Origin of the sequence: Rathayibacter sp. AY1C9 (genome assembly GCF_002932315.1) — a bacterium.
Lineage (GTDB): Bacteria > Actinomycetota > Actinomycetes > Actinomycetales > Microbacteriaceae > Rathayibacter.
In genome coordinates this window covers 43982-70680 of sequence record NZ_PSVZ01000019.1, presented here as the reverse complement: position 1 = coordinate 70680, position 26699 = coordinate 43982, and the positions used below count along the sequence as shown (strand labels likewise).

The window sequence follows — 26699 nt, the reverse complement described above, 5'->3', positions numbered from 1 at the left end:
CCGCCGCGCGGTGGCTCGCGGGCAGCGTCGCGCGTGCGCACGTCGGCACCGCCCGCCTCCGGACCGCCCACGACGCCGAGCGCCGCTCGAGCGAGAGCGAGTCCCGGCACCGCGCCGACGCGCGGCTGATGCACGACACGATCCTGGCGACGCTGACGCTGGTGGCGCACCGGGGGGAGGGCGTGCCCGCTCCCGTGCTGCGCGACCGGGCCGCCGCCGACCTGGCCCTCCTGCGCGGCCTGGAGACGGTGGAGGAGCCGGACCCGGACGGGGCGGCCGGGGTGCCGGAGGCGCTCCTCGCGCTCGGTCGGCGGTCGGCGGCGGTGGGCGTGGAGGTGCGCTGGCACGGCGGTGCGCAGCCGCGGATCCGACCGGAGGTGCTCGACGCCGTGGTGCGCGCGATAGGGGAGTGCCTCGAGAACGTGCGGCGCCACTCCGGAGCGGACCTGGCCCACGTGAGCGTGGCGGAGGAGGCGGGCACGCTCCGCGTCGTCGTCTCGGACGAGGGGCGCGGTTTCGACCCGGCCGCGGTGGCGGCCGGACGCCTCGGCCTCGCGGAGTCGGTCGTCGGCCGGATCGAGGCGGTGGGCGGCGCGGTCCGGGTCTTCTCGGCGCCCGGGTCCGGCGCGACCGTGCTGCTGAGCGTGCCGCTGTGAGCGGGTCGCGGCAGGAGGAGGGGACGCTCCTGGAGCTGGTCCGGGCGGCGGACAGGAGCCCGGGCGCGCTGTGGAGCATCCGCGAGCGCCTCACCCGGCCGAACCGCCTGAGCGGGAGCTACCTCGGGCTGGGCTTCCTCACGATGGCGGTGCTGCTCGACATCCGCGGAGTGATCTCGTACCTCTGGTCCCTCGACGCGCGGTCCGCGACCTGGCTGAGCGGACTCTCCTGGCTGCTGGTCGTCGTCGCGAGCGCGGTGGGGGTCTCGATCGCCCTCCGCCGCCACGGCGAGCTGCCGCGCCGGGCCTTCGCGGGCGTCCTCGCTGTGGACGTGGCCGCGCTGCTGCTCGAGTTCGCCGACCACGCCCTGCCGACACCGGCTCCGATGTACTACCCGTCGGTCTGCGTGGGAGTGGGCGCGGGCGTGATCGCGCTGATCACCTTCCAGCCGCTCTCGCGCTCGTTCCTCGCCCTGGTGGTCCTGGTCGGGCTCACGGCGCTCGGCCTCGTCGGCCAGGCGCTCCTCGGCGACGGAGGCGCCGCCCTCGCGGTGAGCAACGTCCTCCTCGCCGTCGCGCCCGCGGCCGTGTGCGTCGTCGTGCTCACCTCGCTCGACCAGTACGTGCGGCGCACGCTCGACCGCAGCCTGGCCGACGGCACCGTCCACGCCGCGGACGACGAGTTCTCGCAGGTGGACGCCCGCATCGAGGAGCTCCTCGAACGGGTCCGGACGCCGGTGCCGCTGGACGAGGAGCTGGGCGAGCGGGCGCGGGTGCTCGGAGACGAGCTCCGCGAGGCGCTCGCCCGCAGCCACGACCGCACCTGGCTGAGGATCGCGGTGGAGGAGTCGGCGCTGCTGTCCTCCGCTGTCGCGATCGACGATCCGAGCGGGGCTGCGGCGCTGCTGGCCCCACTCGACCGCTCGCGGCTGCTCTCGGTGCTCTGGCTGCTCACCGCCCCCGCGGGGAGGACTCCGCTCGCCGTCCGCCTGGAGCCGGGCCAGGGCGGCGGGGTAGAGCTCGCCCTGGTCGCCGCGGGCATCCGCGCCCGCGACCTCGACCGCTCGGTCTGGGGCATCCTCAGCGAGCTCGGCGAGCACCGCACGACGACCGACCACGGCGCGACGAGGATCCTCGTCGCCCACCGGCCCCGCAGGAGGACGACGACATGAGCGACGAGCCCGCGATCACGCTGGCCATCCTCGACGACCACCCGATCCTGCTGGCGGCGCTGGCGGAGTGGATCCGCCGCTCGGGCACGGACATCCGCGTGGCGGCGACGGCCGGCACCTGGACGGACCTGCTCGCGCACCCGGCCTTCCCGACCGACGTGGTGCTGCTCGACATCGACCTCGGCGACGAGCTCGACCTCGCCATGAAGATCCGGATCATCGCGGCCGCCGGCGCCGCCACGATCATCATCAGCACGCACTCCGAGCCGGGGACGATCAGCCGGGCGCTCGAGGCCGGAGCGCACGGCTACGTGGTCAAGAGCGAGCGGACCGAGACGATCCTCGCGGCGATCCGGGCGGCGGCGCGCGACGAGCGCTTCCTGACGGCGCAGACGCGGGAGCTGCTCGGGGCCGACCGCCTGGGCACCCTGACGCACCGCGAGCGGGAGATCGTCCGCCTCTTCGTCGACGGGATGCCGCTGAAGCAGGTCGCCACGCTCCTCGGCATCACCCAGGACGCCGCACGGAGCTCGCTGCGCAGCGCCCGGGGCAAGTACCGGGCGGAGGGGCTGGCCGTCGGCACGAAGATCTCGCTCCGCCGGCAGGCGCTGCGCGACGGGATCGTCGAGCGCTAGGCCCGCGCTCGACGGTCCCGGGGGCCTAGACCGTCTCGGCGCGCTTCTGCCGCGCGGGCTCGGCGGGGTCGGAGGGCCCGTTCCAGATCGAGACGATGCCCCAGACGACGGCCGCGATCGGCACGGCCAGCACGGCGCCGACGATGCCGGCGAGGACGGTGCCCACGGTCAGGGCGATCAGGACGATCAGCGGGTGCAGCTTCAGCGAGCGCGCCATCACGACCGGCTGGAGGAAGTTGCCCTCGAGCTGGTTGACCCCGATGACGACCAGGATCACGATCAGCGCGGCGACCGGGCCGTTGGCGACCAGGGCGACGAGAGCGGCGAGGATGCCGGCGGCCGTGGCTCCGACGATCGGGATGAACGCGGTGAGGAAGACGATGACGGCCAGCGGGATCGCCAGCGGCACCTGGATGATCGCCAGTGCGACTCCGATGCCGATCGCGTCGACCGCCGCGACGGTCGCCGTTCCGCGGACGTAGCCGCCCAGTACGTCGACCGTCTTGTGCCCGACGCGCTTGGCGCGCTCGTAGCCCGAGCCGGTGAAGGGGCGCAGGAGGAACTCCCAGATCTTCGGGCCGTCCTTCATGAAGAAGAACAGCACCACGATCATCAGCACGAGGCCGGTGATGAAGTTCGCCGCCGCGGAGACGCCCGCGAGCGCGCCGTTGCCGAACGAGCTGGAGGTGAGGAAGTCGACGACCGACTGGCGGGCGGACTCGATCTGCTCGTCGGTGATCTGGAAAGGCAGGTGCTGCACGTAGTCCTGCAGCGAGGTGATGCCGTCGGAGGCGCTGCTGACCAGCTCGTCCCACTGGTTGCGGACCGCGACCGTGATCAGCCAGCCGACCGCGCCGAGGATCGCGAGCAGCCCGATCAGCGCCAGCCAAGTCGCGAGGATCGACGGCACGCCCTTGCGCCGCATCCACGCCAGGACCGGGTGGATCGCCGCGGCGAGGATGAGCGCGATCATCACGGGGATGAGCACCAGCGTGAGCTGCGTCATCGCGAAGACGAGCACCGAGGCCAGCAGGAGGACGATGACCACCTGGAGGCAGCGGGTGGCGAACCGGCCGAGGCCGTCGCTCCAGACCCGCCGCTGCGGATCGGGTGCGCTCGGCTGCGGCGCGGCGGCGCTGGTCGAGGAGTCGTTGCGGTCGAAGAAGCCCATGGAGGGACGGTATCGGCTCGGGCCGACCTGCCGTCCCTCCTTGACACCCGGCCGCGCCGCGGCGATCCGGGGGTCAGAGACCGGCGGGCTTCTCCGGCGTGCGCAGCCAGGTGTCGAAGAAGTCCGCCAGGTCGGAGCCGGAGACGTTCTCGGCCAGGGCCTGGAAGTCGGCGGTCGTCGCGTTCGAGTAGCGGTTCTCGGAGGCCCAGCGCTTCAGCAGCACGCCGAACGTGTCCGCGCCGATCCGGTCGCGGAGGGCGACGAGGGTCAGGCCGCCGCGGGCGTAGACGTGCGCGTCGAAGAGGCCCGCGGCTCCGGGGTCGGCGACGGCGGTCGACCAGAACGGGTCGTCGGCGGGAGCGGCGGCGACCCGGGCGGCGGACTCGGTGACGCTCGCGCCGCCGGTGTGCTCCTCCCAGAGCCACTCGGCGTAGGTCGCGAAGCCCTCGTTCAGCCAGATGTCGGACCAGGTCTCCGGCGTGACGCTGTCGCCGTACCACTGGTGCGCGGTCTCGTGCGCGACGGTCGACTCGTCCGCGCCGCCGGAGTAGAACGAGCGGCCCTGGGTCTCGAGGGCGTAGCCGATCCGCTCGTCGTCGACCACGGCTCCGGCCGAGCGGAACGGGTACGGGCCGAAGACGGAGGAGAAGTAGTCGATGATCGCGCCCTGCTTCGCGAGGGCCGCCTCGGTGCGGGCGCGGGAGTCGCCGGTGATGTCCCGGTCGATCGCGTCGATGGTCGTCACGCCGCCCTGGGTGGAGCGGACCAGGTCGTAGTCGCCGATGTTCACCATGACGAGGTAGCTCGCCATCGGGCTGGTCTCGACCCAGCGGGAGGTCGTCCACCCCTTCGACGTGGTGGGGGAGCCGACCGGCAGGCCGTTCGCGACGACCGTCCGGCCCTCCGGGACCGTGATGCTGAAGGTGTAGCGCGCCTTGTCGGCGGGCGAGTCGTTGACGGGGTACCAGGTCGAGGCGCCGTCCGGCTCGCTGGCGACCAGGGCGCCGTCGTCCGTCGACCACCAGCCGAAGGGGGCCCCGGTGCCGTCGACGGGGTTCCCGGTGGTCCCGGCGTAGTCGATGCTCACCAGCGCGGGCAGGCCCTTCCGGAGGGTCCGGGCGGGCGTGACGGTCAGCTCGTCCCCCGACTGCGAGAACCGGGCGACCCCGGCGTTGACGGTGACCTTCGAGACGGTGAGGCCGGTCAGGTCGAAGGAGAGCGAGCGCAGGTCCTTCTGGGGCGCGAGGGTGACCACGGCCCTGCCGCCGAGGGACCGGGTCGCCGGATCGTACTTCAGGACGAGGCTGTAGGTGAGGGCGTCGAAGCCGCTGCTGCCGAGGCCGGGGAAGTAGGGATCGCCGGCGCTGGTGCCCCCGTCGACGGCGCCCGCGCGGGCGGCGGGGGAGGCGATGGCGGCGGGTGCGAGGAGGAGGGAGGAGGCCACGAGCGCGCTGAGCGCGGCTGACGCACGGAATGTCATGTCCGCACGCTAGCGGGCGGGCGTTTCGTGCGCGTGTCGGCACCGTGCCGAGGAGAAGCCCCGTCGATCGACGGACGGGCGATCACGCTCCTGCCGGGGCGAGTCAGCTGCGGAATCCGTCGTGCCCGCGGGGCATCGCACGGTGGAATTACCCATTCGAGCCGCCGGGGCCGCGTGGATCGTTGCGGCGGCGACGGATTCCGCACTACAGTCGCCGTGTTCATGCAGGTGCATGGGGTGCGGTACCCGAAGCCGCACTGCACCGCCCTGCTCGGAGCAGACGCCTCCGCCGGGAGGGATGACGATCCTCTCTCCCGGCGGGAGGCGGACCGGGCGGATCCGCCCGGCCGCCGCCGGCGCTACGCCGGGACGCGCACCGTCAGCCCGCCGGGCTCGATCCAGGTGCGGAACGCCGAGGTCGAGCCGAACGGATCGCCGTCGAGCTCGATCTCCTGCGCGTGCTCGAGGCGGACCGTGAGGTCGCGGCCCTTCACGTACCGCAGGGCCGACACCTCCTTGGTCAGGCCCATCAGCTTCTTGCCGACGACGCCGCTGCGGCGGAGCACGCCGTTCTCCCACACCACCTTGAAGATGATCTGCACCCAGCCGAAGAAGCCCTCGGGGCGCAGCAGGACGATGTCGAACTCGCCGTCGTCGACGGCCGCGTCCGGCAGCAGGAGGATGTTCGCCGGCAGGGCGCCGCAGTTGCCCACGATGATCGTGTGCGCGCGCACCTTGCGGGTCCTCGAGCCGTCGAGGCGGTAGCGGAACTCGAGCTGGTTCTTGTCGAGCAGGGCCTTCCGCAGCGCGTCGACGTAGGCGAGCCAGCCGGCGCGCTTCTTGAGGTCGTCGTCGGTGTTGGCGAGCATCTTCGCGTCGATCCCGAGGCCCGCCATCACGACGTAGGCGTGGCGGTCGCGGCCCGTGGAGGTCTCGATGTCGATCATCCCGACGTCGATCGCCCGGTCCTGTCCGGAGAACGCGACAGTCAGGGAGTTGTCGATGTCGTCGAGCGTGAGGTTCAGGTTGCGCGCGAGCAGGTTGCCGGTGCCGGAGGGCAGCAGCGCGAGCGAGGCGTCGGAGCCTCGGAGGGCCTCCGCCACGACGCGGACCGTCCCGTCGCCGCCGGCCGCGATCACGACGTCGGCGCCCGCGGCGAGGGCCTCCTTCGTCTGACCGGCCCCGGGGTCCTCGACGGAGGTCTCGTACCAGAGCGTCTCCTCCCAGCCGGCGGCCTCCTCGGCGCGCTTCACAGCGGCCTTCACCGACTCCAGGTCGACCTTGACGGGGTTGTAGACGAGCGCGGCACGGCGGCGCTCAGGCATCGTCGCGGCTCTCGTCGAGCTCGTCGCCGTTCTCGTCGACACGGCCCGGTCGCACGGCGGCGTCCTCGCGGATGTCGATGCGGGTGTCGCCGGCCTCGGTGGTGGAGACCTCGATGCGCGGGGCCGCGTCGGCCTCCGTCGCCTTCGGGGCGCTGGTCAGCTGGTCGTGGCGGTCGTCCGCGCTCTGGTCGGTCATGCCTGGACGGTAGCAGCGGGCGATCCGCGCACGCGCGGGCTTGCGTCAGCGGCTGCGTGCCGCCTGAAGACCCCAGAGCACGAGCGGGATCTGGAGCGGGAGGCGCAGCAGCGTGATCACCCGGGTCCGAGGCCGACGGGCGTCCCGCGCCATCTGCACGTTGCCGGGGAGGACGGCGGCCATCAGGGCGGCGGAGGCGAGACCGCCGGCCGCGCGGGTCCGCGGGTGCAGCGTCGCGGCCGCGCAGACCAGCTCCGCCGCTCCCGAGACGAGGACCCATCCGCGCGCCGAGCCGGGCATCCCTCGCGGGACCACCGCGTCGAAGGTCCGCGGGTGCACCAGGTGGACGACTCCCGAGACCGCCATCGCCGACACGAGCACGAGCGGGCCCGCGCCCAGGCCGCTCATCGGCCCTCCGCCCCGCGCTCGAGCGGAGCGACGTGGTCGAGGATCCGGCGCCACTCGCGCACGAGCGCCAGCCGGCCGGCTCCGTCGACCGTCACGGTGCGCGCCCGCGCGAGGAGGCCGCGGTACCAGCGGCCGTCCTCGGCGCTCGCCACCGGGTCCGCGTCGCCGTGGACCAGGAGCGTCTCGGCGGTCACCCGGTCGAGGTCGTCGGCCCAGGAGCCGTCGCGGAGCGCCGCGAGGTCGGTCGCGGCGCCGCTCGAGCCCTGCCGCCAGCCCTCGGCGAGCATCCGCTCCAGCCGGTTGCGCAGTCCGCCGTGGGTGGCGAGCACCGGGTCGTCGGAGTCGATCCCGAGCGCGTCCAGGCCCGGCTGCGTCTGCGGGAGGGCGGCGGCGATCGCGTCGGCGTCCTCTCCGCGGAGGGTCTCGCGCCGCTCCCACGCGCTGGTGGGGTGCACGATCACGCCGGCCTGCGGGGGCGCGGGGGTGCCGACCAGCGCGAGGCGGTCCACGAGGTCGGGGTGCCGGGCCGCGAGCGAGAGCGCGAACGCGCCGCCGGAGCCCCAGCCGACCACGCCGACGCTGCCGAAGCGGGCGCCCTCGACCATGCGGGCGGTGCGCTCGGAGCGGCGCAGGTACTCGGCGAGGTCGTCCGCGCGGTCCTCGACGCGGCCGTGAGCGGCGTCGACCGGGTCCGAGGCGCCGTAGCCGGGGCGGTCGAGGATCAGCAGGTGCAGGCCCCAGGGGCCGGTGACAGTGGGGTCGGGGTCGAAGCCGCCCGCTCCGGGAGTGGGGTGGCAGAACACCACCAGCCGGTCGGCGACGGGGTCGCCCGCCGCCGAGACGCCCATCCCGCGGCCGGACCGCAGCTCGAAACGGTGGTTCGCCATGTCGCCTCCCGGGTGCGCCGAGGGTCGGCGCGTCGCCCCCAGTCAAGCGGAGACGGCGGCCCGCGCGCTGGGCCTTGTGCCGGAGCGGGAGCAGTCGGACGCGTCCGGAGCGGGCGTGCTCGACGCGGATGGTGCGGCCGTCGTCAACCCCGGTGACGCGCCCTCGGCCGTGCGGTGGACTGGTCGGTCCCTCGAGGAAGGACCACCCGTGATCCGCACAGCACTGCCCGCGACCGTCGACGACGTGGAGCTCGACCCGGTCGGCGACGACGGCTGGCGGGTCCGCGCCCGCACCGAGGACCCGCGGGAGCCGGAGGCCGTGCTCGGCTTCATCACGCCGGTCGACGGCGGCTTCGAGGCGCACCGCCTCGGGCTGCCGCAGGAGGACGTGACCTGCCCGTCGCTCGAGGACGCGCTCTCGAGGTACGTCGCCGAGGAGCCGCTGCCCGCGTGGATCCGCTCCGCCCGGAAGGATCCGCGGACCGGCTTCCTCGGCGAGCGGGAGGTCGTGGTCGGCACCCCCGAGGCCGAGGGGGCGGGCCTCCTGGTCGTGCACGTCGACGGCGAGCTCGCCGGGCACGTCGTCGCGACCACCCCGATCGCCTTCGTCGCCGAGCGCGGCGACCTCCCGCCCCTCGTCGTCGAGTCGATGGACGGGCTCCTCGCGCTCGTCTCGGGACTGCGCCGGTAACCCCTGACCCCCGCGGAGGTCGACCCCCGTGGCAGGCGGTCGGCCGCCGCCTAGCGTGCTGGGAGCGGGCCGGCACCGCCGCCGCCCCGCACCACGGACGACGAATGGAAATCACCATGACCGACTTCACCGACCGCACCGCGATCATCACCGGCGGCGCCGGAGGCATCGGCCTCGCGACCGCCCGCGCGCTCCTGGACGCCGGAGCCCGCGTCGTTCTGGTCGACATCGACCAGTCGGCGCTCGACGAGGCGGCCGCGGGCCTCGAGGCGGAGGGGCGCGTCCTCACCGTCCGCGCCGACGTCTCCGACCCCGACGACGTCGACCGCTACGTGAGCGCGACCGTCGACGCCTTCGGCGGGATCGACGTCTTCTTCAACAACGCCGGCATCGAGGGGAGGGTGGCGTCGATCGTCGACACGGCCCCCGAGGACTTCGACCGCGTCATCGGCATCAACCTGCGCGGTGCCTTCCTCGGGCTCCGCTCCGTGCTGCCGCGGATGATCGAGCAGGGGCGGGGCAGCGTGATCAACACCTCCTCCGTCGCCGGGCTCGACGGCGCCCCGGGCCTCAGCCCCTACGTCGCCTCGAAGCACGGGGTCGCCGGGCTCACCAAGAGCGCGGCCCTCGAGGTCGCGGGCACCGGCGTCCGGGTCAACTCGATCCACCCGTCGCCCGTGAACACGCGGATGATGCGCTCGATCGAGGCGGGCGGCGGCGACGCTGAGAAGCAGCGTGCCGCCTACGAGGCCGGGATCCCGCTCGGACGCTACGCCGAGGCCTCGGACATCGCCGCGCTGGTGCTCTTCCTCGCCTCGGACGAGAGCTCGTTCATCACGGGCGCCCAGTACCGGATCGACGGCGGGATGGGCGCCGGGCAGTAGCGGCGCGGGCCGGGCCGCGGGCGGGAGCCGTCGTCGCCGACGCACCGTCCGTTCACCCGATGTCCACGTGACGCCGCGGAGGAGGGGAGCGAGGATGGGGGCGTGTCCCGTCGCCTCCTCCTCCCCGTCGCCGGCGTCCTCGCCGCGGCCCTCGCCGCCGGCGGGCTGACGCTCCTCGTCTGGACGATCGACGAGACGCCGTTCGCACGGCCCGACGCCGGCTTCGACCGTCTGACGAGCGAGGTCGCCGCGGTGCCCGGAGTCTCCCTCGACGGCGCCGAGCGCTGGGTCGAGGCGCCGGCGTTCGGCCCGCCGACCTCCTGGGTCGGGGTCGCGGTCGAGGAGCCGGCGCTCGCCGACGCCCTCGCGACGGCCTGCGCGACCGAGTACGCGGATCCGGTGCTGTGGTCGTTCCGGGCGACGTCCGCAGGCGGGAACACCCTCTCCTTCGCGGGCGCGGAGGAGCCGACCGCCGCGTGCCCCGCTCCCGCTGTCGACGCGTCGGCACTGCTCGACCGGATCGACGGCCTCGGCCGCGGCCTGGAGCTGCACGCGTCGCTCCGCGAGGGGGCCTTCGCCCTCGACTCCTTCGAGGACGTCTCCGGCGGGCTGCCCGCGCTGCTCCCGATCGTCCGGGCGGCGGAGGACCTGCGGGACGCTGCGGGCGCGGAGCGGGGCGCCCCGGTCGAGATCTCCGGTCCCTGGGCCGCGATCACCGTCGGTCCCGGCGAGCAGGAGCGGACCGCCGCGCTGCTCACGACCCTCGTCGAGGAGCACGGCGTCACCGCCTACTGGGCGACCGAGGACGGCCTGCGGATCGTCGCGCCCGACGGCGGGCACGCCGCGATCGAGGCCGCTGTGCGCGACTCCGGGCTGCCGGTGGCCGACCGGTCCCTGCGCTTCGAGGCCGACGAGTCCTGACGCCGGGCGGCCTTGAACGGGTGCGGCCTGGCTCAGACCTCGGTGGCGGGTGCTCGACGGGCTCACCGGCTCACGACGGGAGGCACCTCCAAGACGGGGACTGCACGCTTCATGAACCGGTCGAAGTCCGGAACAGTGAACGCGGCGTACCCGTGCTCGGGAGTGAACAGGAGCCTCATCCCGATCAGCTCCGCGCGGACCGATCCGAGCTGAGTGGACGCGCGCTCCAGAAGCGCCGCGACGTCGCCCGCTTTCTGGGGCTCTGGTCCGAGCTCCGCCATGGCTCGCATGTACGCGGTCTGAAGTGGACTCGCCCGATCGAGTCGCACGCGGAAGAAGGAGCTGTCCAGCTTCGCCTCGTAGGCCTCCCTCGCCAGTTCGACGTCCTCCCGGTGGATGCGATCGTTCTCAGCCACCGTCCAGACCTGGTAGCCCAGTTCCTGGATGAAAGAGGGGTATCCGGTCGTGATCTCGACTGCGAGTTCAACAGCGTCGTCGTCGTAGACCGCGCCCTCGGCCGCTGCCGGCTCTCGGAGAGCCGCTACCGCTTCGTCGTGATCGAGCGAGTCGATCCGCGGAAAGGTGAAGAGCCGCTCGGCGTACGATCTCGCATCGCCCACCAGCTCGGCGATCTGCGGAAGACCGGCACCGACGAACGTGACGGGGAGGCTCCGCTGCACGGTCTTGTGGATGGCTTGGATGAGCGCTTCGAGCTGCGGTGAGTCGAGGAACTGGACCTCGTCGATGAGCAGGACGATCCCCTCGCCCTGCTCGGCCGCCGCTTCACCCACGGCGACGAGGACGTCCGTCAGGTCCAGTCCGAGATCCCGATGATCGGCCACTCCTTCTGCCGGCGGTACATCCCATTTGATGGACCACACGCCGTCCGCTCCGACAGACACCGCGAAGGCGCTCAAGACCGCGGCGGCGTGCCTCCCGCGGTCGGTCCATCTCGCGCGGGGGGACAGGCGGAGGAGTGCCGCCTTGAGCTGGGATGCCAGCACCTGGCGGAACCGGCCCTTGTCGTGCTTGACCGCCTCGAACTCGATCACTTCCCCGTTCTCCTCCTGGGCGATCGTCCGGAAGCCGTTGAGAAGGACCGTCTTTCCGACGCCCCGCAGCCCCGTGATGATCATCGACTGGTTCGTGCGGCCCCGTCGCAGGCGCGTCAGCAGGGTGCGGAACGCCTGGGTCTGCTCGTCTCTGCCGATGAGGATCTCCGGTCGCGCTCCCGCGTTCGGCGTGTAGGGATTGTCGACGGCATCCATACGGGCCGGTTCAGGAGTCTTACTGTGCTTTATCCAGATCGAGTGAAGCGCAGTAAAGCCATCGAACGGCGCCCGTCACGCGCGCCAGGCCGCCAGCTCCTCCGCAGCCGCCAGGACGCGGTGGGTCGGCGAGAGGTCGAGGACGCACGCGCCTGAGCGCCTGCGAGGCCCGGATCCCGCCTCCTGGACCCGCGACCCAGGGAACGCTGGCAGGATGTACGGGACGGTCGGTGCGCGAGAGCGCGCCGCACGGACGGCACCGCCCGCTGAGAGCGGCCCCGCCCGGCCCCGTCCCGCACACCTCCACCCGCTCCCGACAGCGCTCACAGCGCCGGAGCGACACATCACCGCGGCCCGACCGGGCGCGCGGTCGGACCCTGCGCCGCGCGCCCGCGTCCAGCCACTCCCTCCCGGAAGAACCGCATGAGAAACGCCAGAACCGCCAAGCCCGCCCGCCACCACCTCGAGCTCCCCAAGCCCAAGCCCCTCGAGAAGGGCGCCATGCGGATCACTCCGCTCGGCGGCCTCGGCGAGATCGGCCGCAACATGACCGTCTTCGAGCACAAGGGCAAGCTGCTCATCGTCGACTGCGGCGTCCTCTTCCCCGAGGAGAACCAGCCCGGCATCGACGTGATCCTCCCCGACTTCGCCGCGATCCGCTCGCGCCTGAAGGACATCGAGGCCATCGTCCTCACCCACGGCCACGAGGACCACATCGGCGGCGTGCCGTACCTCCTCAAGGAGCGCGGCGACATCCCGATCATCGCCTCGACCTTCACCCTCGCGCTGATCAGCGCGAAGCTGCAGGAGCACCGCATCACGCCGCGCACGCGCCCGGTGAAGGAGGGCGACCGGATCGACGCCGGCGTCTTCGACCTCGAGTTCCTCGCCGTGAACCACTCCATCCCGGACGGGCTCGCCGTCGCGATCCGCACCGAGGCCGGCCTCGTGCTGCACACGGGCGACTTCAAGATGGACCAGTTCCCGCTCGACGGGCGCACCACCGACCTCCCCGGCTTCGCGCGCCTCGGCGACGAGGGCGTCGACCTGTTCCTGGTCGACTCCACGAACGCCGACGTCCCCGGCTTCGCGATCTCGGAGGGCGACCTCGCCCCCGCGATCGACCAGGTGTTCCGCACCGCGCCGCGCCGCATCGTCGTGTCCAGCTTCGCGAGCCACGTGCACCGCATCCAGCAGGTCCTCGACGCCGCGCAGCGCCACGGCCGCAAGGTCGCCTTCGTCGGCCGCTCGATGGTCCGCAACATGGGCATCGCCGCCGACCTGGGCTACCTCAAGATCCCGGCCGGCCTCGTCGTCGACATGAAGGTGCTCGAGAAGCTCCCCGCGACCGAGATCGTGATGATCTGCACCGGTTCGCAGGGCGAGCCGATGGCGGCGCTCTCGCGCATGGCCAACAAGGACCACATCATCGACATCGGCCCCGGCGACACCGTGCTGCTGGCCAGCTCGCTGATCCCCGGCAACGAGAACGCGATCTACCGGATCATCAACGCCTTCACCCGCTGGGGTGCCACCGTCGTGCACAAGGGCAACGCCAAGGTGCACGTCTCGGGCCACGCCAGCGCGGGCGAGCTCGCCTACTGCTACAACATCCTGCGCCCCACCGCGGTGCTCCCCGTGCACGGCGAGTGGCGCCACCTCACCGCGAATGCGGCGATCGCGACGCGCACCGGGATCGACGAGAAGGACGTCTTCGTCATCGAGGACGGCGTCTCGATCGACCTGGTGAAGGGCCGCTCGCGCATCAGCGGGCGCATCCCGGCCGAGCAGATCCTGGTCGACGGCACCACGATGGGAGTCGCCACCGAGGACGCGATGAACGACCGCATCGTCCTCGCCGAGGAGGGGGCCATCACGGTCCTCGCCATCGCCGACCTCGACCGCGGCACGCTCGGCGAGCCGGTCGAGTTCTTCACCCGCGGCTTCGTCGAGGAGCCGGGCTGGAAGGCCAACGCGAGCAAGGCGATCGACGACGCCGTCCTGCAGGCCGCGGGCAAGCCGGTCGAGCTCGAGGCCATGGAGGCGCTGATCACGCGCACCCTCGGCCGCTGGCTGACCCGCCGCCACCGCCGCAACCCGGTCATCACCACCATCGTCGTCGAGGAGTAGGCGCCTTCCACGCCGGCCTCCGCCTCCGCTACCCCCTGCCCCGCGAGGCGCAGGCGGAGCAGAGTGGGAGGGTCGGCAGGTCGCCGACGCGAAGGGAGAGCGCCATGAGCACCGACCGCACCACGGGTGAGGACACCGAGAAGACCGAGGACCTCCCCGACGGCACCGGGACGGACACCTCCTCCGGTGGCGGCGACACCGACACCGTCTCCGGCGGCGAGCCGGACGAGCCCGCCGAGTAGGGCCGTGAACGACGAAGGGCGGGACCGCGAGGTCCCGCCCTTCGTCGTTCCGCCGATCAGATCAGCGGGCCGTCGCTCTCGCTCGAGCGGCGGGTGACCTGCTCGCCGCTGGCCGGGTCGACGGCCGAGCGCGTGGTCGAGACGGCCTGGCGGCGGCGCGTCAGCAGGACCAGCCCGAGGATCAGGCCGACCGCTCCGGCCGCCATGAGGATGTAGCCGACCAGCTTCAGGTCGATCCCGGACACCTGCACGTCCACCGCGAAGGCGAGGACCGCGCCGACGACGAGGAGGAAGATCCCTGCTCCGATGCTCATTGCGTGCTCCTTCTGACTGCCGCCGGAGCGCACGCGGGAAGCGCGCAGGGGCACCGGCGATCGCCCCACGGTAGACCCCGGGTCCGGCGGCCCCCAGGCCTTCCGGCGGGAGCCTCCGGGGGTGTAGGGCGGTGCGGGTCAGCGGTCGGAGACGCGGAGCATCACGCGGGTGCGGTCGGCGCGGGTGACCAGGCCCTCGATCAGGAGGAACACGCGGTACTCGAGCCGGTACTTCGCCAGGAACACGCGGCCCAGGCGCTCGACCTCGCCGGGGTCGGCGTCGATCTCCGCGGCGGCCTCGACCGGCACCGCGTAGTCGGAGACGCGGCCGCGGCGGTCGCACGGGACGAGGGTCACCCGCGCGTCGTTGCGGAGGCGCTTCACCTTGCCGCTGCGGCGGGGAGTGGTGACGATCAGCTCGTGGCCGTCGCGGGCGATCCAGACCGGGGTCGAGACGGCGTCCCCGGACTTCCGGAACGTGGTGAGCGAGACGAAGCGCTCGTCGGCGAGGGCGGTGAGGTCCTGGGAGAGGGGCATGTCCGAAGTAGAGCGGCCGGGAGCGGTCACCGCAAGCCTCCGTGGCACCTCGATCCGCCCCCGTAGGGTGGAGTGATGACCGACGCGACGCCTCTGATCGGCCCGACCGAGGCGCCCGATCTGCACGTGATGACCTACAACATCCGCCGGCGGATGCCGCGCCTCACCTCCCGCGCCGTCGACCAGTGGGACCGGCGCCGCCCGCTCGTCCAGCGGGTGCTGGAGCAGGAGCGCCCCTCGATCCTCGCCGTGCAGGAGGCGCTGCCGGACCAGTCGGCCGCCGTGCACGAGGCGCTGGGCTCCTCCTTCGAGGCGATGGGCTTCGGCCGGGACGCGGACCGCGGCGGCGAGCGCGTGATGCTCTTCGTCGACCGCAGCCGCTACGCCGTCCGGCACTGGACCCAGATCGCCCTCTCGGACACCCCGGACGTCGCCGGCTCGCGCAGCTGGGGCAACCGCATCCCGCGCACCGCCGTGATCGCGGAGCTGACCGATCACGCGACCAGCCGCGAGCTCACCGTGGTCTCGACCCACTTCGACCACATCTCGCGGCGCTCGCGCCAGCGCTCCGCCGAGCTGATCGCCCGCCGCGTCCTCGAGCTCGGACGCCCCGCGATCGTGATGGGCGACACCAACACCGACGTCGACACCGTCCCCTACCGGACGATCCTCGACGAGGGCCGCCTCGCGGACGCGTGGGAGACGGCGGAGAAGCACCTCACCCACTCGTGGAGCACCTTCTCGAACTACCGCGCGCCGGCGCCGGGCAAGCGGATCGACTGGCTGCTCGTCAGCGAGGGCGCGTTCGAGGTGGTCTCCGCCGGGACCAACGCCGTCCGCTACGGGGGAGCGGCGCCCTCCGACCACGAGCCGGTCCAGGCCGTGCTGCGCTTCACGAAGCCGTGAGCGGCTCCGCCCTCGTCGAGACCTTCCTCGAGCCCCCGCGCACCCGCGGGGAGTGGACGGCCGACGGCATCCGCGCGATCGGGGCGGCGAGCATCGTGGCGGCCGCGATCGGCTGGGACCTGGTCGACGTGGCGGTGCTCGCGCTCGCGGCGATCGGGCTGGTGCTGCCGCGCTTCCTCGGCATCCGTCCGGCGCTCGACGCCCTCTTCGGGCTCGCGCTGCTCGTGGCGTCCTGGAGCAGCGTCCTCGGCCTCTACGAGGCCTGGCCGCAGTGGGACCTGGTCGTGCACTGCGTGCTCAACGGGCTGATCGCCGCGGTGGCCTACATCGTCGCCGCGCGGGCCGGAGTCGTGCCGGCCGTCGCGGGCGATCGCGGGCCGCTGCTCCCGGCGGTCGTGCTCTGCGCCTGCTTCGGGACGACGGCGGGCGTCCTGTGGGAGTGGGGCGAGTGGGCGGGGCACCGCTTCATCGACTCCTCGATCTTCGTCGGCTACGAGGACACGCTCGGCGACCTCGCCGCCGGCGCGCTGGGCTCGATCCTCGCCGGCGCGCTGATGCGCTTCTGGTCCGCGAAGTCCCGGGTGGTCGGACCGGGCGCCTCGCGCGGCGTCGGAGGTGCGGCGTAGCCTGTCCCGCATGTGCGGCCGCTTCGCGATGGACTCCGAGACCGATGAGCTGATCCGCGAGTTCGTCGCCGCGGGCGGGCGCGCCGAGGACTGGGCGCCCGACTACAGCGTCGCTCCCACCGACGTCGCGCCGATCGTGCGCGAGCGGCTCCACGACGGCGAGCGGGAGCGCGAGCTGGAGCTCGCGTCCTGGGGCTTCACCCCGTCCTGGTCGAAGGGCAGGGGGCCCTCGCCGATCAACGCGCGCCTCGAGTCGGTCGCGACGAACGGCCTGTTCCGCGGGGCGTTCGCCAAGCAGCGCGCGATCGTGCCGATGCGCGGGTACTACGAGTGGGAGGCCCGCGCCGACGGCAAGCAGCCCTGGTTCCTGCAGGGCGAGGAGCCGATCCTCGCCGCGGCCGGCCTCTACACGGCCCGGAAGGAGGGCGACGACTGGCGCGTCTCCTTCACGATCATCACCCGCGAGGCGCGCGACGCCTCCGGCGAGGTGCATGACCGGATGCCCGTGTTCCTCACGCCCGACGTGCGCGACGCCTGGCTCGACCCGGCTCCGCTCGCCTCCGCCGAGGAGATGCTCGCCACCCTCGACCGGGCGTCCGTCGCGATGGCGTCGACCGTCACGGCCTACCCGGTCGACCGCCGCGTGAACAACTCCCGCACGGTCGACCGCCGCGACCCGGGCCTGCTGACGCCGGTCGCCTGACACCGCTCGCCCGACACGCGCGGGACGATCCGCGCGGTCCGCGGAACCTCCGGGCGAGGGCGGACGACGGGTGGTGGGTGGACCGGAGAGCACGAGAGGAGCGGAGCCGCTGCCCCGCCCCTCCCGGGCGTCCTACTTCGTGCCGGCGTGACCCGGGAACGGCTTGCCGTTCAGCGAGACCTCGTCGGGGTCGACCTCGACGTCGCCCACGTCGTCCGGGCCGCCCGTGCCGGGCACGGCCTTCACCTCGGCCGAGCCGGAGACCTCGGTGCGGCTCTCCGCCGGGTCCGAGTCCTGCTTGGCCTCGGTCTCGCGCTCGCTGCCGGGCGACTCCGAGATGTCCTTCTCGATGGTCTCGCTCTCGGAGGAGGTGGCGGGAGCCGCCCCGTCCGGCTTGCCGATGGTCGAGCCCTGGTCGTCCTGCTCCGTGCGGTCCTGGTCCATGTCGTCGCCTTTCGTCGGGACCTCCGACGCTACGTCGGGGCGCGCGCGGGGGCACCCGCTTGACAGCCCGGCCGGGGGAGGGCGGCGTGCAGGGTCGACGTACTACCCTGGGTCGACAGTCGCACCGGGGGGCGCGGCACACCCGCCGCCGACCGCGAGGAGGACTTGTGGCATCCCACCGGACAGGCGACACCCGCATCGTCGGGACGACGGTCGACGGCCGGTACACGATCGAGGAGCTCATCGGCCGCGGCGGCATGGCCACGGTCTACCGGGCGCGAGACGGCGTCCTCGGCCGCTCCGTCGCGCTGAAGATGTTCGCCCCCGGCATCGACGACGCACAGGACCTGCAGCGCAAGGCGTCCGAGATCCGGCTGCTCGCGGCCCTCAACCACCCCGCTCTCGTCACCCTCTACGACGCGCACGACGGCGGCGACGACACCAACGGCCAGGCCTACATGGTGATGGAGCTCGCCGAGGGCCCGAGCCTGTCCGAGCGGCTCGCCGAGGGCCCGGTCGCGCCGAACGACGTCGCCTCGATGGCGGGCGACCTCGGCGAGGCCCTGCACACGGTCCACGCGGCCGGAGTCGTGCACCGCGACGTGAAGCCGTCGAACGTGCTGCTCGTCCCGAGCCCGCTGACCAGCCGCGAGTTCCGCCCGAAGCTGGCCGACTTCGGCATCGCCTCCCTCATCGACGCGACGCGGATCACCGCGCCCGGCACCCTCATCGGCACCGCCGCCTACCTCAGCCCCGAGCAGGCGCACGGCGACCCGGTCACCTCGGCGAGCGACATCTACTCCCTCGGCCTGGTGCTCCTGGAGTCGCTGACCGGCCGCCGCCCGTTCACGGGCTCGGCGATCGAGGTCACGCTCGCCCGCCTGCTCCGCGACCCCGAGGTCTCGGAGTCGCTCGGCAGCGGCTGGACCTCGCTCCTGACCTCGATGACGCGGCGCGAGCCCGGCGAGCGTCCCGCCGCGCTCCAGGTGGCGGAGTCGGCACGCCGCCTGATCGATCCGCGGCGCGACTCCCCGCCGGCGGCCATCGTCGTCCCCGACGTCCCCGCCACCCGGGTGATGTCGACGGAGCCGCTCGCCGAGACCGAGCCGATCACGCGGACGGAGGCGCTCGACCCGACCCGCCGGCTCGCGGCCGACGCCTACCCGGCCACGGAGGCGATCGCTCCGACGCAGCGCTTCACCGCGACCGAGCGGATCGCTCCGGCACCGCGGATCGCTCCGGCACCGCAGACCGCTCCGGCGCCGCGCACGGCTCCGCTCCGCCCCGCGGCCGCCCCTCCGCAGCGCCGCGGCCCGAGCCCGTGGCTGATCGTGCTGGTGCTCGCGCTGGTCGCGGTCGCCGTCGGGCTCGCGATCATCCTGATCGACGGTCCCCAGTCGCCTTTGCCGCAGGTGGACGGCGAGCTGGGCGACCACCTCCGTCAGCTGCGCGAGAGCATCCGCTCGTGAGGGGCCTCAGACTGCGCGCCGCCGGCGCCGTGCTCGCCTCGGTCCTGCTGCTGAGCGGATGCTCCTCCGCGCCGCAGGGCATCGACGAGGGCACCGCCCAGACCCTCGACGACGCGGTGGTGGCCGTCGCCGAGAAGGCATCGGCCGACGACTACCAGGGCGCTCTCACCGAGCTCGCCGCTCTGCAGTCGGCGCTCGACGCCGCGCTCGCCGAGGGCTCGGTCAGCTCCGACCGCGCAGCGACGGTGCAGGCGCAGGCCGACGTCGTCCGCGCCGACCTCGAGGCCCTGATCGCGGGAGCCCCGGAGCCGGCGCCGGCCGAGACGACCGCCCCGGCTCCCGAGGAGACGACCCCGGTCGAGGAGGAGCCGGAGGACACGCCGGCCCCCGTCCAGACCGAGGACGACCCCGCCCCCTCGCCCGAGGAGTCGGAGCCGGAGGAGACGCCGACCGAGCCGGAGGAGCCCGCGGAGGAGACCCCGGCCGCTCCCGGCGAGGACGCTCCGGGGAACAGCGGCGACGCACCCGGGAACAGCGGCGACGCACCCGGGAACAGCGGGAACGCTCCCGGGAACAGCGGGAACGCTCCCGGCAACGGCAACGGCAACGGCAACGGCAACGGCAACGGCAACGGCAACGGCAACGCGGGCGGCAACGGCAACGGCCCCGGCGCTCGCGGTGCGGCGACCGGCGTCGGCGCCCCCGCGGGCAGCGGTGCCGCACCCGGGGCCGCGAAGGGCCCCGGCGGCCGCTAGAGCGCTATTCCTGCGTCGAGAGCACGGCGAACGCGGCGTCGAGCTCGACGTCCACGTCCCTGCCGTCCTCGCGGGTGACCTCCACCTCGAAGGCGTGGTCGGCGTCGTCGCTGCGCTCGGCCTCGGTGACGGTCCCGGAGCCGACGGCGCCCAGCGCCGCCTCACTCGCGCGGGCCAGGTCGTCGCCGGTGAGGTCGTCCGGGTCCACGGCGGCCGCGGTCGGGTCGCCGGCAGGCACGCCGTCGTCGCCCGAGCCGGCCTGGAGGGCGCGGTCGTCGGGGTCCACGGACACGACGGCGAAGGAGTCGTCGAGGCGCACCTCGTACTCGAGGCCGTCGCGGTCGGTCAGGTCCAGCTCGTAGCCGGTGGCGCCGTCGTCGTCGCGCTCGGCCGAGGTGACGGTCCCGCCGCCGATCTCGGCGAGCGCGGCCTCGCTCGCGCGGTCCAGGTCGCTGCCGGTGAGGGAGTCGGATCCCTCGAAGCCGTCGGTCGCGGCGTAGGCGATGCCCGTCCCGGCTCCGATCAGCACGACCGCTCCGGCGATCCCGGCGATGATCTTCGTCTTCTTCTGCACGATGGCTCCGTCCCGGCGCCGCTCGTCGACGCCTCCAGCACTCTCGCGGTCGGGCGCTGAAGCAGGCCTGAAGCGCCCGCTCAGCGGACGAGCGGCACCCGCACCTCGACCCGGGCGCCGCCCAGCGCCGAGTCGCCGACGACGACCCGTCCGCCGTGGGCCCGCGCGATCCCGGCGACGATCGCCAGGCCGAGGCCCGACCCTCCGGCGTCGCGCGTCCGGCCCTCGTCGAGGCGGACGAAGCGCTCGAGCACCCGCTCGCGCTCCGCCGCCGGGATCCCCGGCCCGTCGTCGTCCACCGCGAGCACCGCCTCCGCTCCGTCGATCCGGGTCGAGAGCGCCAGCTGCGAGGAGCGGTGCCGCACCGCGTTGTCGACCAGGTTCCGCAGCGCCCGCGAGAGCAGGGCCTCGTCGGCCACCGCCTGCACGGGCGAGATCCCGCTCGCGTCGACCCGGGCTCCGGAGTCGCGCAGGCGCCGCACCTCGCCGAGGGCGAGATCGTCGAGGTCCACGGGAGCCGCCGCCACGGCCAGGCGCGCCTCGTCCGCCCGGGCGAGCAGCAGCAGGCCCTCGATCAGCCCGCCGAGCCGCACCGACTCCTCCGCGACCGTCCTCGCCAGCCGGGCGGAGTCGAGCCGGTCCGGGTGCGCGAGCGCCACCTCCGCGGTCTGACGCAGCGCCGCGACGGGGGAGCGCAGCTCGTGCGAGGCGTCCGAGACGAAGCGCCGCTGCCGCTCCTGCCCGCTCTGCAGCCGATCGAGCATCCGGTTGAGGGTGTGCGCCAGCCGGTCGACCTCGTCGCCGGAGCCGGGAGCGGCGATCCGGCGGTCCAGGGCGGAGGAGGTGACCGCCTCGGCCTCCGCGCGCATCCGCTCCACGGGGCGCAGCGCCCGGCCGACGACGACGGCGCACACCACCGCCACCAGCGCGATCAGCAGCGGGACGGCGACCGCGAGCAGCCCGATCGTCGTGGACACCGCCTCCTCGCGGCCCTCGTCGGGCACGCCGACCACGACGAGGGAGTCGTCGTCGAGCTCGCGGGCGGCGACCACCACCGCCCCCTCGTCGTCCACGTCGACCGTGACCGGGTCGTCGCTCTCGGCCAGCGCGAGCGGAGGGAGGTCCTCCGCGTCCTCGCCCGCGGCGGTCACCCGCCCGTCGACCACGAGCTGGACCAGTCCCTCCGAGCCGCGGACGGCCTCCGGGCCGCCCTGCTCGACCAGCGCCGCGACCCGCTCCGCCTCGGCGTCGGCGGCGGAGGCGGCGCTCGAGGCGAGCACGGAGGAGAGGACCAGGACGAAGAGCACGCTCCCGAGGAGCGCGGCGGCGGCCACCACGGCGGTCGCGGCCGCGGTGATGCGGGTCCGCAGGCTCCGGCGGCTCACCCGGCCACCAGCGTGTAGCCCGCCCCGCGCCGGGTGCGGAGGGTGTCGCGGCCGAAGGGCCGGTCGATCTTGTTGCGCAGGGTGCGGACGTAGACCTCGACGATGTTCGGGTCGCCGTCGTAGTCGAAGTCCCAGACGGCTCCGAGGACGTCGCGTTTGGAGACGACCTCGCCCGCCCGCGAGACGAAGTACTCGAGGACGCTGAACTCGCGCGCGGTCAGCGGCACGGCGACTCCGCCCCGCTCGACGCTCCGGGACGCCGGATCCAGCACGAGATCGCCGACGACGCGCACCGTGGGCCGCTCGGCGGCTCCGCGGCGGATGAGGGCGCGCAGCCGCGCGACGAGCACCGGGAACGAGAACGGCTTGGTGAGGTAGTCGTCGGCGCCGGTGTCGAGGGCCTCGACCTGGTCGAGGTCGCCGTCCTTCGCGGTGAGCATCAGGATCGGGGTCCAGTCCTCGGCGGCGCGCAGCCGCTCGCAGACGCGGAAGCCACTGACGTCCGGGAGCATCAGGTCGAGGACGATGGCGGCGTAGTCGGCCTCCTGCGCGTACCAGAGGGCGTCGGTGCCGGTGGTGGCGGTGTCCACGGCGAAGCCCTCGGCCTCCAGGCCCGTCTCGAGGGCGCGGAGCAGGTTGATCTCGTCGTCGACGACCAGGATGCGGATGGCGGCCTCCCCGGGCTCGGCGCGCGGGGCCCCGCGCGAGCCCAGGCTAGCCGCGGCTCCGCTGAAGCCCGCCTGAAGGGCCGGCGGACCACCGCGTCCCGCCGAGGCGCCGGCTCCCCGCCGGGACACCGGCCGGAGCGCGGTGTCCCGGCGGGACGCGCGGCGCCCGGGCGCGGGTCACTCGTCGCGGTCGGTGTACTCGCCCTCGCCCTCGGCGGAGGTGCCCGCGGCGCTGGTGTCGACGTAGCTGCCCTTGTCGGCGGTGCTCTGCTCGTTGACCGAGGTGTCGACGTAGCTGCCCTCGGCCTCGCCGGCGGTGTGCGAGACGCCCTCCGTCGAGGTGTACTCGCCGCCCTCGGTGTCCTCGGTGCTCGTGCCCTCGGCGACGTGACGGCCGTGGCCGGCGGTGTGCTCGTCGTGACCCTCGTGGTGGTCGTGGTGCTCGTGACCCTCGTGGTGCTCGTTGTCGTGGTCGTGGTGGGCCATGGCGGCCTCCTCGCTTCGTCGCGTCGGTGCGCGGTCGGATCGGCCGCGCTCGCTCCGAGACTTCTGCATCGGGGGCGGGGGTGCAAGACGTGGCGGCTGCACATCCGTGCCGCGCAACTCCTACCGGTGCCGGATCCGCCCGCCTAGCCTCCGAGGATGAGCAGACCCCCTCGCACCCGCTGGAGCGTCATCGGCCAGCTCGGACCGGCCTTCGACGACGGCGGTCCGATGCTGCTGGTCGAGGCCCGATCGGCGTTCGGGCGCCGCCCGATGCACCGCGCCAAGGCGCAGCTGCTGCTGTCGGCGCTCCGCCACCGCGCCCGCGAGCTCGGGGACCGCGCCGAGTACGTCCGCTCCGAGACCTTCGGCGAGGCCCTCGCCGGGCGCGACGACCTCGAGGTGATCGACCCGCCGACCCGCGGCGGCCGCCGCCTCGCCCGCAGGCTCGGCATGAGCGTCCTGCCCAGCCGCGGCTTCGTCACGGCCGAGGAGGACTTCCGCGAGTGGGCGCTCTCCCGCTCGGGCAAGCGCCTGCTGCTGGAGGACTTCTACCGGTGGAGCCGCGAGCGCACCGGCGTGCTGATGCGCGGCGACCAGCCCGAGGGCGGCCGCTGGAACTACGACCACGACAACCGCCAGCCTCCGCCCAAGGGCGCCTCCCGGCTCGGCCTGCCGGACCCGTGGTGGCCGGAGGAGGACGACATCGACGAGGAGGTGCGCGCCGACCTCGCGCGCTGGGAGGCCGAGGGGACGGTCCGCCTGGTCGGTTCCGACGGTCCGCGCCGCTTCGCCGCGACGCCCGCCGAGGCCGAGGCGGCGCTCGCCGACTTCGTGTCGTCGCGCCTGGGCGACTTCGGGACCCACGAGGACGCGATGCTCTCGGGCGACTGGACGATGGCGCACTCGCTGCTCAGCGCCCCGATGAACCTCGGCGTGCTCGATCCGCGGACGGTCGTCGAGGCGGCCGAGGCGGAGTACGCCGCCGGGGGCGCGCCGATCGCGGCGACGGAGGGGTTCATCCGCCAGATCCTCGGCTGGCGCGACTACGTCTGGAACCTGTTCTGGCACCTCGGGCCGGACTACCGGAACCGCAGCCGTGCGCTCGGCGCCTCCACACCGCTGCCCGCGGAGCTGCTGAACCTCGACCCGAGCGGCATCGAGGCGAACTGCCTGCACGAGACGCTCGACGACGTGCACCGGCACGGCTGGGCGCACCACATCCAGCGCCTGATGGTGCTCGGCAACTGGGGACTGCAGCGGGGGTGGGATCCGGCGGAGCTCAACGACTGGTTCGTGGACGTCTTCGTCGACGGCACGGAGTGGGTGATGCCGGCGAACGTGATCGGGATGTCCCAGCACGCCGACGGCGGCGTCGTCGCGACGAAGCCGTACGCCTCGGGCGGCGCCTACATCAACCGGATGTCCGACTACTGCGGCGGCTGCCGCTTCGACCCGAAGGTGCGCCTGGGCGAGAACGCCTGCCCGGTGACCGCCGGGTACTGGGCCTTCCTCGACCGGGCCGAGCCGGTCCTCCGCGGCAACCACCGGATGGCCCAGCCCCTCGCGGGCCTGCGCCGCCTCGCGGACCGCGAAGCGGTGGTCGACCAGGAGCGCCTGCGCGAGACGTACTGACGCGGGGCCGGCGGCACGCCCGCCGCTACTCCGCGCGCACGAAGCGCGACACGGTGACCGCGACCGTCACCGCGGTCGTCCCCTCCACCGCCGCGAGCCGCGCGTCCAGCGCCTCGGGATCCACGTGGTGGGCACTCGGCCCCATCAGCACCTCGGCGCGCAGCTCGTCGACGCTCATCAGCACCGTCGTGTCCAGCTCGGTGCGCTCCTCGAGCGCGAACCCCGCCAGCTGCTCGTCGAGCCGCTCCGCCTTGCCGGCGTCGATGCCGAGCATCCCGAACCGCTCGCGGATCTCGTGCAGGTGCCTCTCGCGCGGAGTGACGACGACGGCGACGCCGCCCGGACGGAGCACCCGCCGCATCTCCGGGGCGTTCCGCGGCGCGAAGACGGTGAGCAGAGCGTCGGCGGAGGCGTCGGCCAGCGGGAGGGGCTGCCAGAGGTCGGCGGTCGCGATCGCCGCCCGGGGGTGCGCGCGGGCGGCGCGGCGGGCGGCCGGGGCCGAGAGGTCCAGGCCCAGCCCGTCCGCCGCCGGATGCGCCTCGAGCACGGCCGCGAGGTACGCCCCGGTGCCGCAGCCGAGGTCGACCACGAGCCGCGCGCCGGCGGGGACGGCCGCGGCGACCGCGTCCTGGATCACCCGGTAGTGGCCGGAGCCGAGCAGGTCGGCGCGGGCCTGCACCATCGCCGCGGTGTCGCCCGAGGTCGCATGCCTCCCGCGCAGCAGCGAGGCGTAGCCCTGACGCGCGAGGTCGGCGCTGTGCCCGAGGGGGCAGCGGAGCGAGGAGGGGCGGGGGAGCGCGTCGGGGGCGAGCGCGCCGCCGCAGACCGGGCAGGCGAGGGCGGGCAGCACCGTCGATCCGGGTCGGGCGGCCGGATCGAACGCGCTCACTCCGCGCCGGGCGCGCGCGCCCGCATGGCGGTGACCGCCGCGTTCAGCGTCGCGATGGTCGGCACCGCGAACAGCGCTCCGGCGAGCCCGGCCACCTCGAGCCCGGTCGCGACTCCGAGCACCACGGCGAGCGGATGCACCTTCACGGCGGTCCCGAGGATGAGCGGCTGCAGCACGTGCCCCTCGAGCAGGTGCACCAGGATCACGACGCCGACCATCACCAGCGCGGCGACGGGCCCGCTGAACAGCAGCGCGACCAGCGCGGCGAGCGCACCGGTCACGATCGCGCCGAGGATCGGGACGAACGAGCCGAGGAACACCACGATCGCGATCGGCACGACGAGCGGCAGCTGCAGCGCGAGCGCGCCGATGCCGATGCCGACGGCGTTGATCCCGGCGACGCCGAGCTGCGCGATCACGAACTGGCTGAGGGTCCGCCAGCCGGCGGCGCCGCCGCGCTCCATCGCCGGCCGGGCGCGGCGGGGGAGGAGGCGGAGGAACCAGTGCCAGATCCGGCGGCCGTCGAGGAGCAGGAAGATCAGCGAGAACAGGGTGAGGAGGGTTCCGGCGAAGACCTCGGCCAGCTGGGAGCCGACGGCGAGGGCCCCGGATGCGATCGTCGACGCCTGCGCGTCGGCCCAGTCGACCGCGCGCTGCGCCCAGTCCGAGAGCTGGACGTCCGAGAACGACAGCGGCGGGCTCCGCAGCCACGCCTCGACGCCGTCGACCGCGTCGAGAGCGCGCTGCCCCACTCCGCTGAAGCCGGAGCGCGACTGCACGATCACCAGCCCGACGAGGCCGGTCAGCAGGAGGAGCATCAGGACGATCGAGACCAGGACCGCGAGCGGGCGGGGGAGCCGCAGGCGCTCGAGCCGGTTCCGCAGCGGGGTGAGGAGCGCGGTGAGCAGCAGCGCGATCAGCACCGGCACGACGATCACGGGCAGCAGCGAGACGAGGCGCACGAGGAGGTAGAGGAGCCCGGCGACGGCGAGGAAGCGCCACGACCAGGCGGCGGCGATCCGCATCCCGGTCGAGACGTCGCCCGAGGCGTCGTCCGGCGAGTCCGAGGGGGCCGGAGCCGTGACCGCAGCCGGGGGAGCGGCGGCCGCAGGCGGACTCGCCGCCGTGCCGTGCCGCTCGTCGCGCGCTCGCCGTCCCCGCATGACCCCTCCGATCCTCTCGCAGTGTACGGCGGAGCGGCCGTCCGGGACCGGGAGGGAGCCCGGGGGCGCCCCGCCTGGAGGG

At 73.9% G+C, this 26699-nt stretch carries 30 protein-coding genes; 14 read left to right on the top strand and 16 right to left on the bottom strand.

The genetic code is table 11. The features are described from left to right. From C5D09_RS17565 to C5D09_RS12885, 3 genes are all read left to right on the top strand, one after another. On the top strand, positions 1-656 hold a 656-nt coding region (locus tag C5D09_RS17565), incomplete at its 5' end, for a sensor histidine kinase (protein WP_374953811.1). Continuing rightward, positions 653-1828, top strand: a complete 1176-nt coding sequence (locus tag C5D09_RS12890; protein ID WP_104269465.1) for a hypothetical protein — start codon at positions 653-655, stop codon at positions 1826-1828. The genes C5D09_RS17565 and C5D09_RS12890, both read left to right, overlap by 4 nt. After that, a complete protein-coding gene (locus tag C5D09_RS12885) occupies positions 1825-2463 on the top strand; it encodes a response regulator (protein ID WP_104269464.1) in 639 nt (212 codons plus the stop codon). The genes C5D09_RS12890 and C5D09_RS12885 overlap by 4 nt, the downstream gene beginning before the upstream one ends. A gap of 25 nt (positions 2464-2488) precedes the next feature. On the opposite strand, the gene C5D09_RS12880 is transcribed toward C5D09_RS12885, so the two are convergent. The 6 genes from C5D09_RS12880 to C5D09_RS12855 all read right to left on the bottom strand — a co-directional run bounded on the left by C5D09_RS12880 (position 2489) and on the right by C5D09_RS12855 (position 7930). Further along, the gene (locus tag C5D09_RS12880; RefSeq protein WP_104226105.1) at positions 2489-3634 is read right to left on the bottom strand and encodes an AI-2E family transporter; all 1146 of its coding nucleotides are present in this window, start codon (positions 3632-3634) and stop codon (positions 2489-2491) included. 73 nt (positions 3635-3707) lie between these two features. Beyond that, complete coding sequence (locus C5D09_RS17560) at positions 3708-5114, bottom strand: M1 family metallopeptidase (protein WP_104269463.1); 1407 nt, start codon at positions 5112-5114, stop codon at positions 3708-3710. Between the two features lie 359 nt (positions 5115-5473). Next, complete coding sequence (locus C5D09_RS12870) at positions 5474-6439, bottom strand: diacylglycerol kinase family protein (RefSeq protein ID WP_104269462.1); 966 nt, start codon at positions 6437-6439, stop codon at positions 5474-5476. Next, on the bottom strand, positions 6432-6635 hold the full coding sequence (locus C5D09_RS12865) for a multidrug transporter (protein ID WP_104222930.1): 204 nt from the start codon (positions 6633-6635) through the stop codon (positions 6432-6434). The genes C5D09_RS12870 and C5D09_RS12865 overlap by 8 nt, the downstream gene beginning before the upstream one ends. 45 nt (positions 6636-6680) lie before the next feature. Continuing rightward, a complete protein-coding gene (locus C5D09_RS12860; RefSeq protein WP_181068405.1) occupies positions 6681-7043 on the bottom strand; it encodes a hypothetical protein in 363 nt (120 codons plus the stop codon). Further along, a complete protein-coding gene (locus C5D09_RS12855) occupies positions 7040-7930 on the bottom strand; it encodes an alpha/beta fold hydrolase (RefSeq protein WP_104269461.1) in 891 nt (296 codons plus the stop codon). Before C5D09_RS12855 ends, C5D09_RS12860 begins: the two co-directional genes overlap by 4 nt. A gap of 208 nt (positions 7931-8138) precedes the next feature. Here C5D09_RS12855 and C5D09_RS12850 point away from each other — a divergent pair, with 208 nt between their 5' ends. The 3 genes from C5D09_RS12850 to C5D09_RS12840 all read left to right on the top strand — a co-directional run bounded on the left by C5D09_RS12850 (position 8139) and on the right by C5D09_RS12840 (position 10426). Further along, complete coding sequence (locus C5D09_RS12850) at positions 8139-8621, top strand: hypothetical protein (protein ID WP_104246946.1); 483 nt, start codon at positions 8139-8141, stop codon at positions 8619-8621. A 116-nt stretch (positions 8622-8737) separates the two neighbouring features. Further along, positions 8738-9505, top strand: a complete 768-nt coding sequence (locus C5D09_RS12845) for an SDR family NAD(P)-dependent oxidoreductase (protein ID WP_104226110.1) — start codon at positions 8738-8740, stop codon at positions 9503-9505. Between the two features lie 102 nt (positions 9506-9607). Continuing rightward, on the top strand, positions 9608-10426 hold the full coding sequence (locus tag C5D09_RS12840; RefSeq protein WP_104262775.1) for a hypothetical protein: 819 nt from the start codon (positions 9608-9610) through the stop codon (positions 10424-10426). Between the two features lie 62 nt (positions 10427-10488). Here C5D09_RS12840 and C5D09_RS12835 read toward each other — a convergent pair whose 3' ends face one another. Further along, positions 10489-11694 (bottom strand): ATP-binding protein, encoded by a 1206-nt coding sequence (locus C5D09_RS12835; protein WP_104269460.1) that lies wholly within the window; start codon positions 11692-11694, stop codon positions 10489-10491. A gap of 423 nt (positions 11695-12117) precedes the next feature. Here C5D09_RS12835 and C5D09_RS12830 point away from each other — a divergent pair, with 423 nt between their 5' ends. After that, the gene (locus C5D09_RS12830; protein ID WP_104269459.1) at positions 12118-13824 is read left to right on the top strand and encodes a ribonuclease J; all 1707 of its coding nucleotides are present in this window, start codon (positions 12118-12120) and stop codon (positions 13822-13824) included. Between the two features lie 104 nt (positions 13825-13928). Next, on the top strand, positions 13929-14066 hold the full coding sequence (locus tag C5D09_RS17555; RefSeq protein WP_159940924.1) for a hypothetical protein: 138 nt from the start codon (positions 13929-13931) through the stop codon (positions 14064-14066). Positions 14067-14122: 56 nt separating this feature from the next. Here the strand turns inward: C5D09_RS17555 and C5D09_RS12825 are convergent, their stop codons facing one another. After that, positions 14123-14380 (bottom strand): DUF6458 family protein, encoded by a 258-nt coding sequence (locus C5D09_RS12825; protein WP_104222924.1) that lies wholly within the window; start codon positions 14378-14380, stop codon positions 14123-14125. A gap of 138 nt (positions 14381-14518) precedes the next feature. Continuing rightward, a complete protein-coding gene (locus tag C5D09_RS12820) occupies positions 14519-14917 on the bottom strand; it encodes a PPOX class F420-dependent oxidoreductase (protein ID WP_104246944.1) in 399 nt (132 codons plus the stop codon). A 75-nt stretch (positions 14918-14992) separates the two neighbouring features. Between C5D09_RS12820 and C5D09_RS12815 the strand changes: the two genes are divergently transcribed. Genes C5D09_RS12815 through C5D09_RS12805 form a run of 3 tightly spaced genes read left to right on the top strand, consistent with a single transcriptional unit; the run spans position 14993 to position 17152 of the window. Next, positions 14993-15823, top strand: a complete 831-nt coding sequence (locus C5D09_RS12815) for an endonuclease/exonuclease/phosphatase family protein (RefSeq protein ID WP_104269458.1) — start codon at positions 14993-14995, stop codon at positions 15821-15823. After that, positions 15820-16449, top strand: a complete 630-nt coding sequence (locus tag C5D09_RS12810) for a hypothetical protein (RefSeq protein ID WP_104226114.1) — start codon at positions 15820-15822, stop codon at positions 16447-16449. Before C5D09_RS12815 ends, C5D09_RS12810 begins: the two co-directional genes overlap by 4 nt. A gap of 10 nt (positions 16450-16459) precedes the next feature. Further along, entirely contained in the window at positions 16460-17152 is a 693-nt protein-coding gene (locus C5D09_RS12805) for an SOS response-associated peptidase (RefSeq protein ID WP_104269457.1), read from the top strand. A 132-nt stretch (positions 17153-17284) separates the two neighbouring features. On the opposite strand, the gene C5D09_RS12800 is transcribed toward C5D09_RS12805, so the two are convergent. Continuing rightward, positions 17285-17596, bottom strand: a complete 312-nt coding sequence (locus tag C5D09_RS12800) for a hypothetical protein (RefSeq protein WP_104222919.1) — start codon at positions 17594-17596, stop codon at positions 17285-17287. A 167-nt stretch (positions 17597-17763) separates the two neighbouring features. Between C5D09_RS12800 and C5D09_RS12795 the strand changes: the two genes are divergently transcribed. Together C5D09_RS12795 and C5D09_RS17175 are read left to right on the top strand one after the other, a co-directional pair. After that, on the top strand, positions 17764-19065 hold the full coding sequence (locus C5D09_RS12795) for a serine/threonine-protein kinase (RefSeq protein ID WP_104226116.1): 1302 nt from the start codon (positions 17764-17766) through the stop codon (positions 19063-19065). Continuing rightward, on the top strand, positions 19062-19820 hold the full coding sequence (locus C5D09_RS17175; protein ID WP_146085637.1) for a hypothetical protein: 759 nt from the start codon (positions 19062-19064) through the stop codon (positions 19818-19820). The genes C5D09_RS12795 and C5D09_RS17175 overlap by 4 nt, the downstream gene beginning before the upstream one ends. Positions 19821-19824: 4 nt before the next feature. Here the strand turns inward: C5D09_RS17175 and C5D09_RS17550 are convergent, their stop codons facing one another. From C5D09_RS17550 to C5D09_RS17545, 4 genes are all read right to left on the bottom strand, one after another. Then, positions 19825-20394: a PepSY domain-containing protein gene (locus C5D09_RS17550; RefSeq protein ID WP_104269456.1), complete on the bottom strand. Its 570-nt coding sequence runs from the start codon at positions 20392-20394 to the stop codon at positions 19825-19827. A gap of 80 nt (positions 20395-20474) precedes the next feature. Continuing rightward, complete coding sequence (locus tag C5D09_RS12780) at positions 20475-21779, bottom strand: cell wall metabolism sensor histidine kinase WalK (protein WP_104269455.1); 1305 nt, start codon at positions 21777-21779, stop codon at positions 20475-20477. Continuing rightward, positions 21776-22447, bottom strand: a complete 672-nt coding sequence (locus tag C5D09_RS12775) for a response regulator transcription factor (protein ID WP_104222956.1) — start codon at positions 22445-22447, stop codon at positions 21776-21778. Before C5D09_RS12775 ends, C5D09_RS12780 begins: the two co-directional genes overlap by 4 nt. A 177-nt stretch (positions 22448-22624) precedes the next feature. Next, positions 22625-22933, bottom strand: a complete 309-nt coding sequence (locus C5D09_RS17545; RefSeq protein WP_181027115.1) for a hypothetical protein — start codon at positions 22931-22933, stop codon at positions 22625-22627. A 156-nt stretch (positions 22934-23089) separates the two neighbouring features. Here C5D09_RS17545 and C5D09_RS12765 point away from each other — a divergent pair, with 156 nt between their 5' ends. Beyond that, positions 23090-24565 (top strand): cryptochrome/photolyase family protein, encoded by a 1476-nt coding sequence (locus tag C5D09_RS12765; RefSeq protein WP_104269454.1) that lies wholly within the window; start codon positions 23090-23092, stop codon positions 24563-24565. 25 nt (positions 24566-24590) lie between these two features. Here the strand turns inward: C5D09_RS12765 and C5D09_RS12760 are convergent, their stop codons facing one another. Both C5D09_RS12760 and C5D09_RS12755 read right to left on the bottom strand, forming a co-directional pair. After that, positions 24591-25454, bottom strand: a complete 864-nt coding sequence (locus C5D09_RS12760) for a methyltransferase domain-containing protein (protein WP_104269453.1) — start codon at positions 25452-25454, stop codon at positions 24591-24593. Continuing rightward, on the bottom strand, positions 25451-26617 hold the full coding sequence (locus C5D09_RS12755; protein WP_104226121.1) for an AI-2E family transporter: 1167 nt from the start codon (positions 26615-26617) through the stop codon (positions 25451-25453). The genes C5D09_RS12760 and C5D09_RS12755 overlap by 4 nt, the downstream gene beginning before the upstream one ends. Positions 26618-26699: the final 82 nt, after the last annotated feature.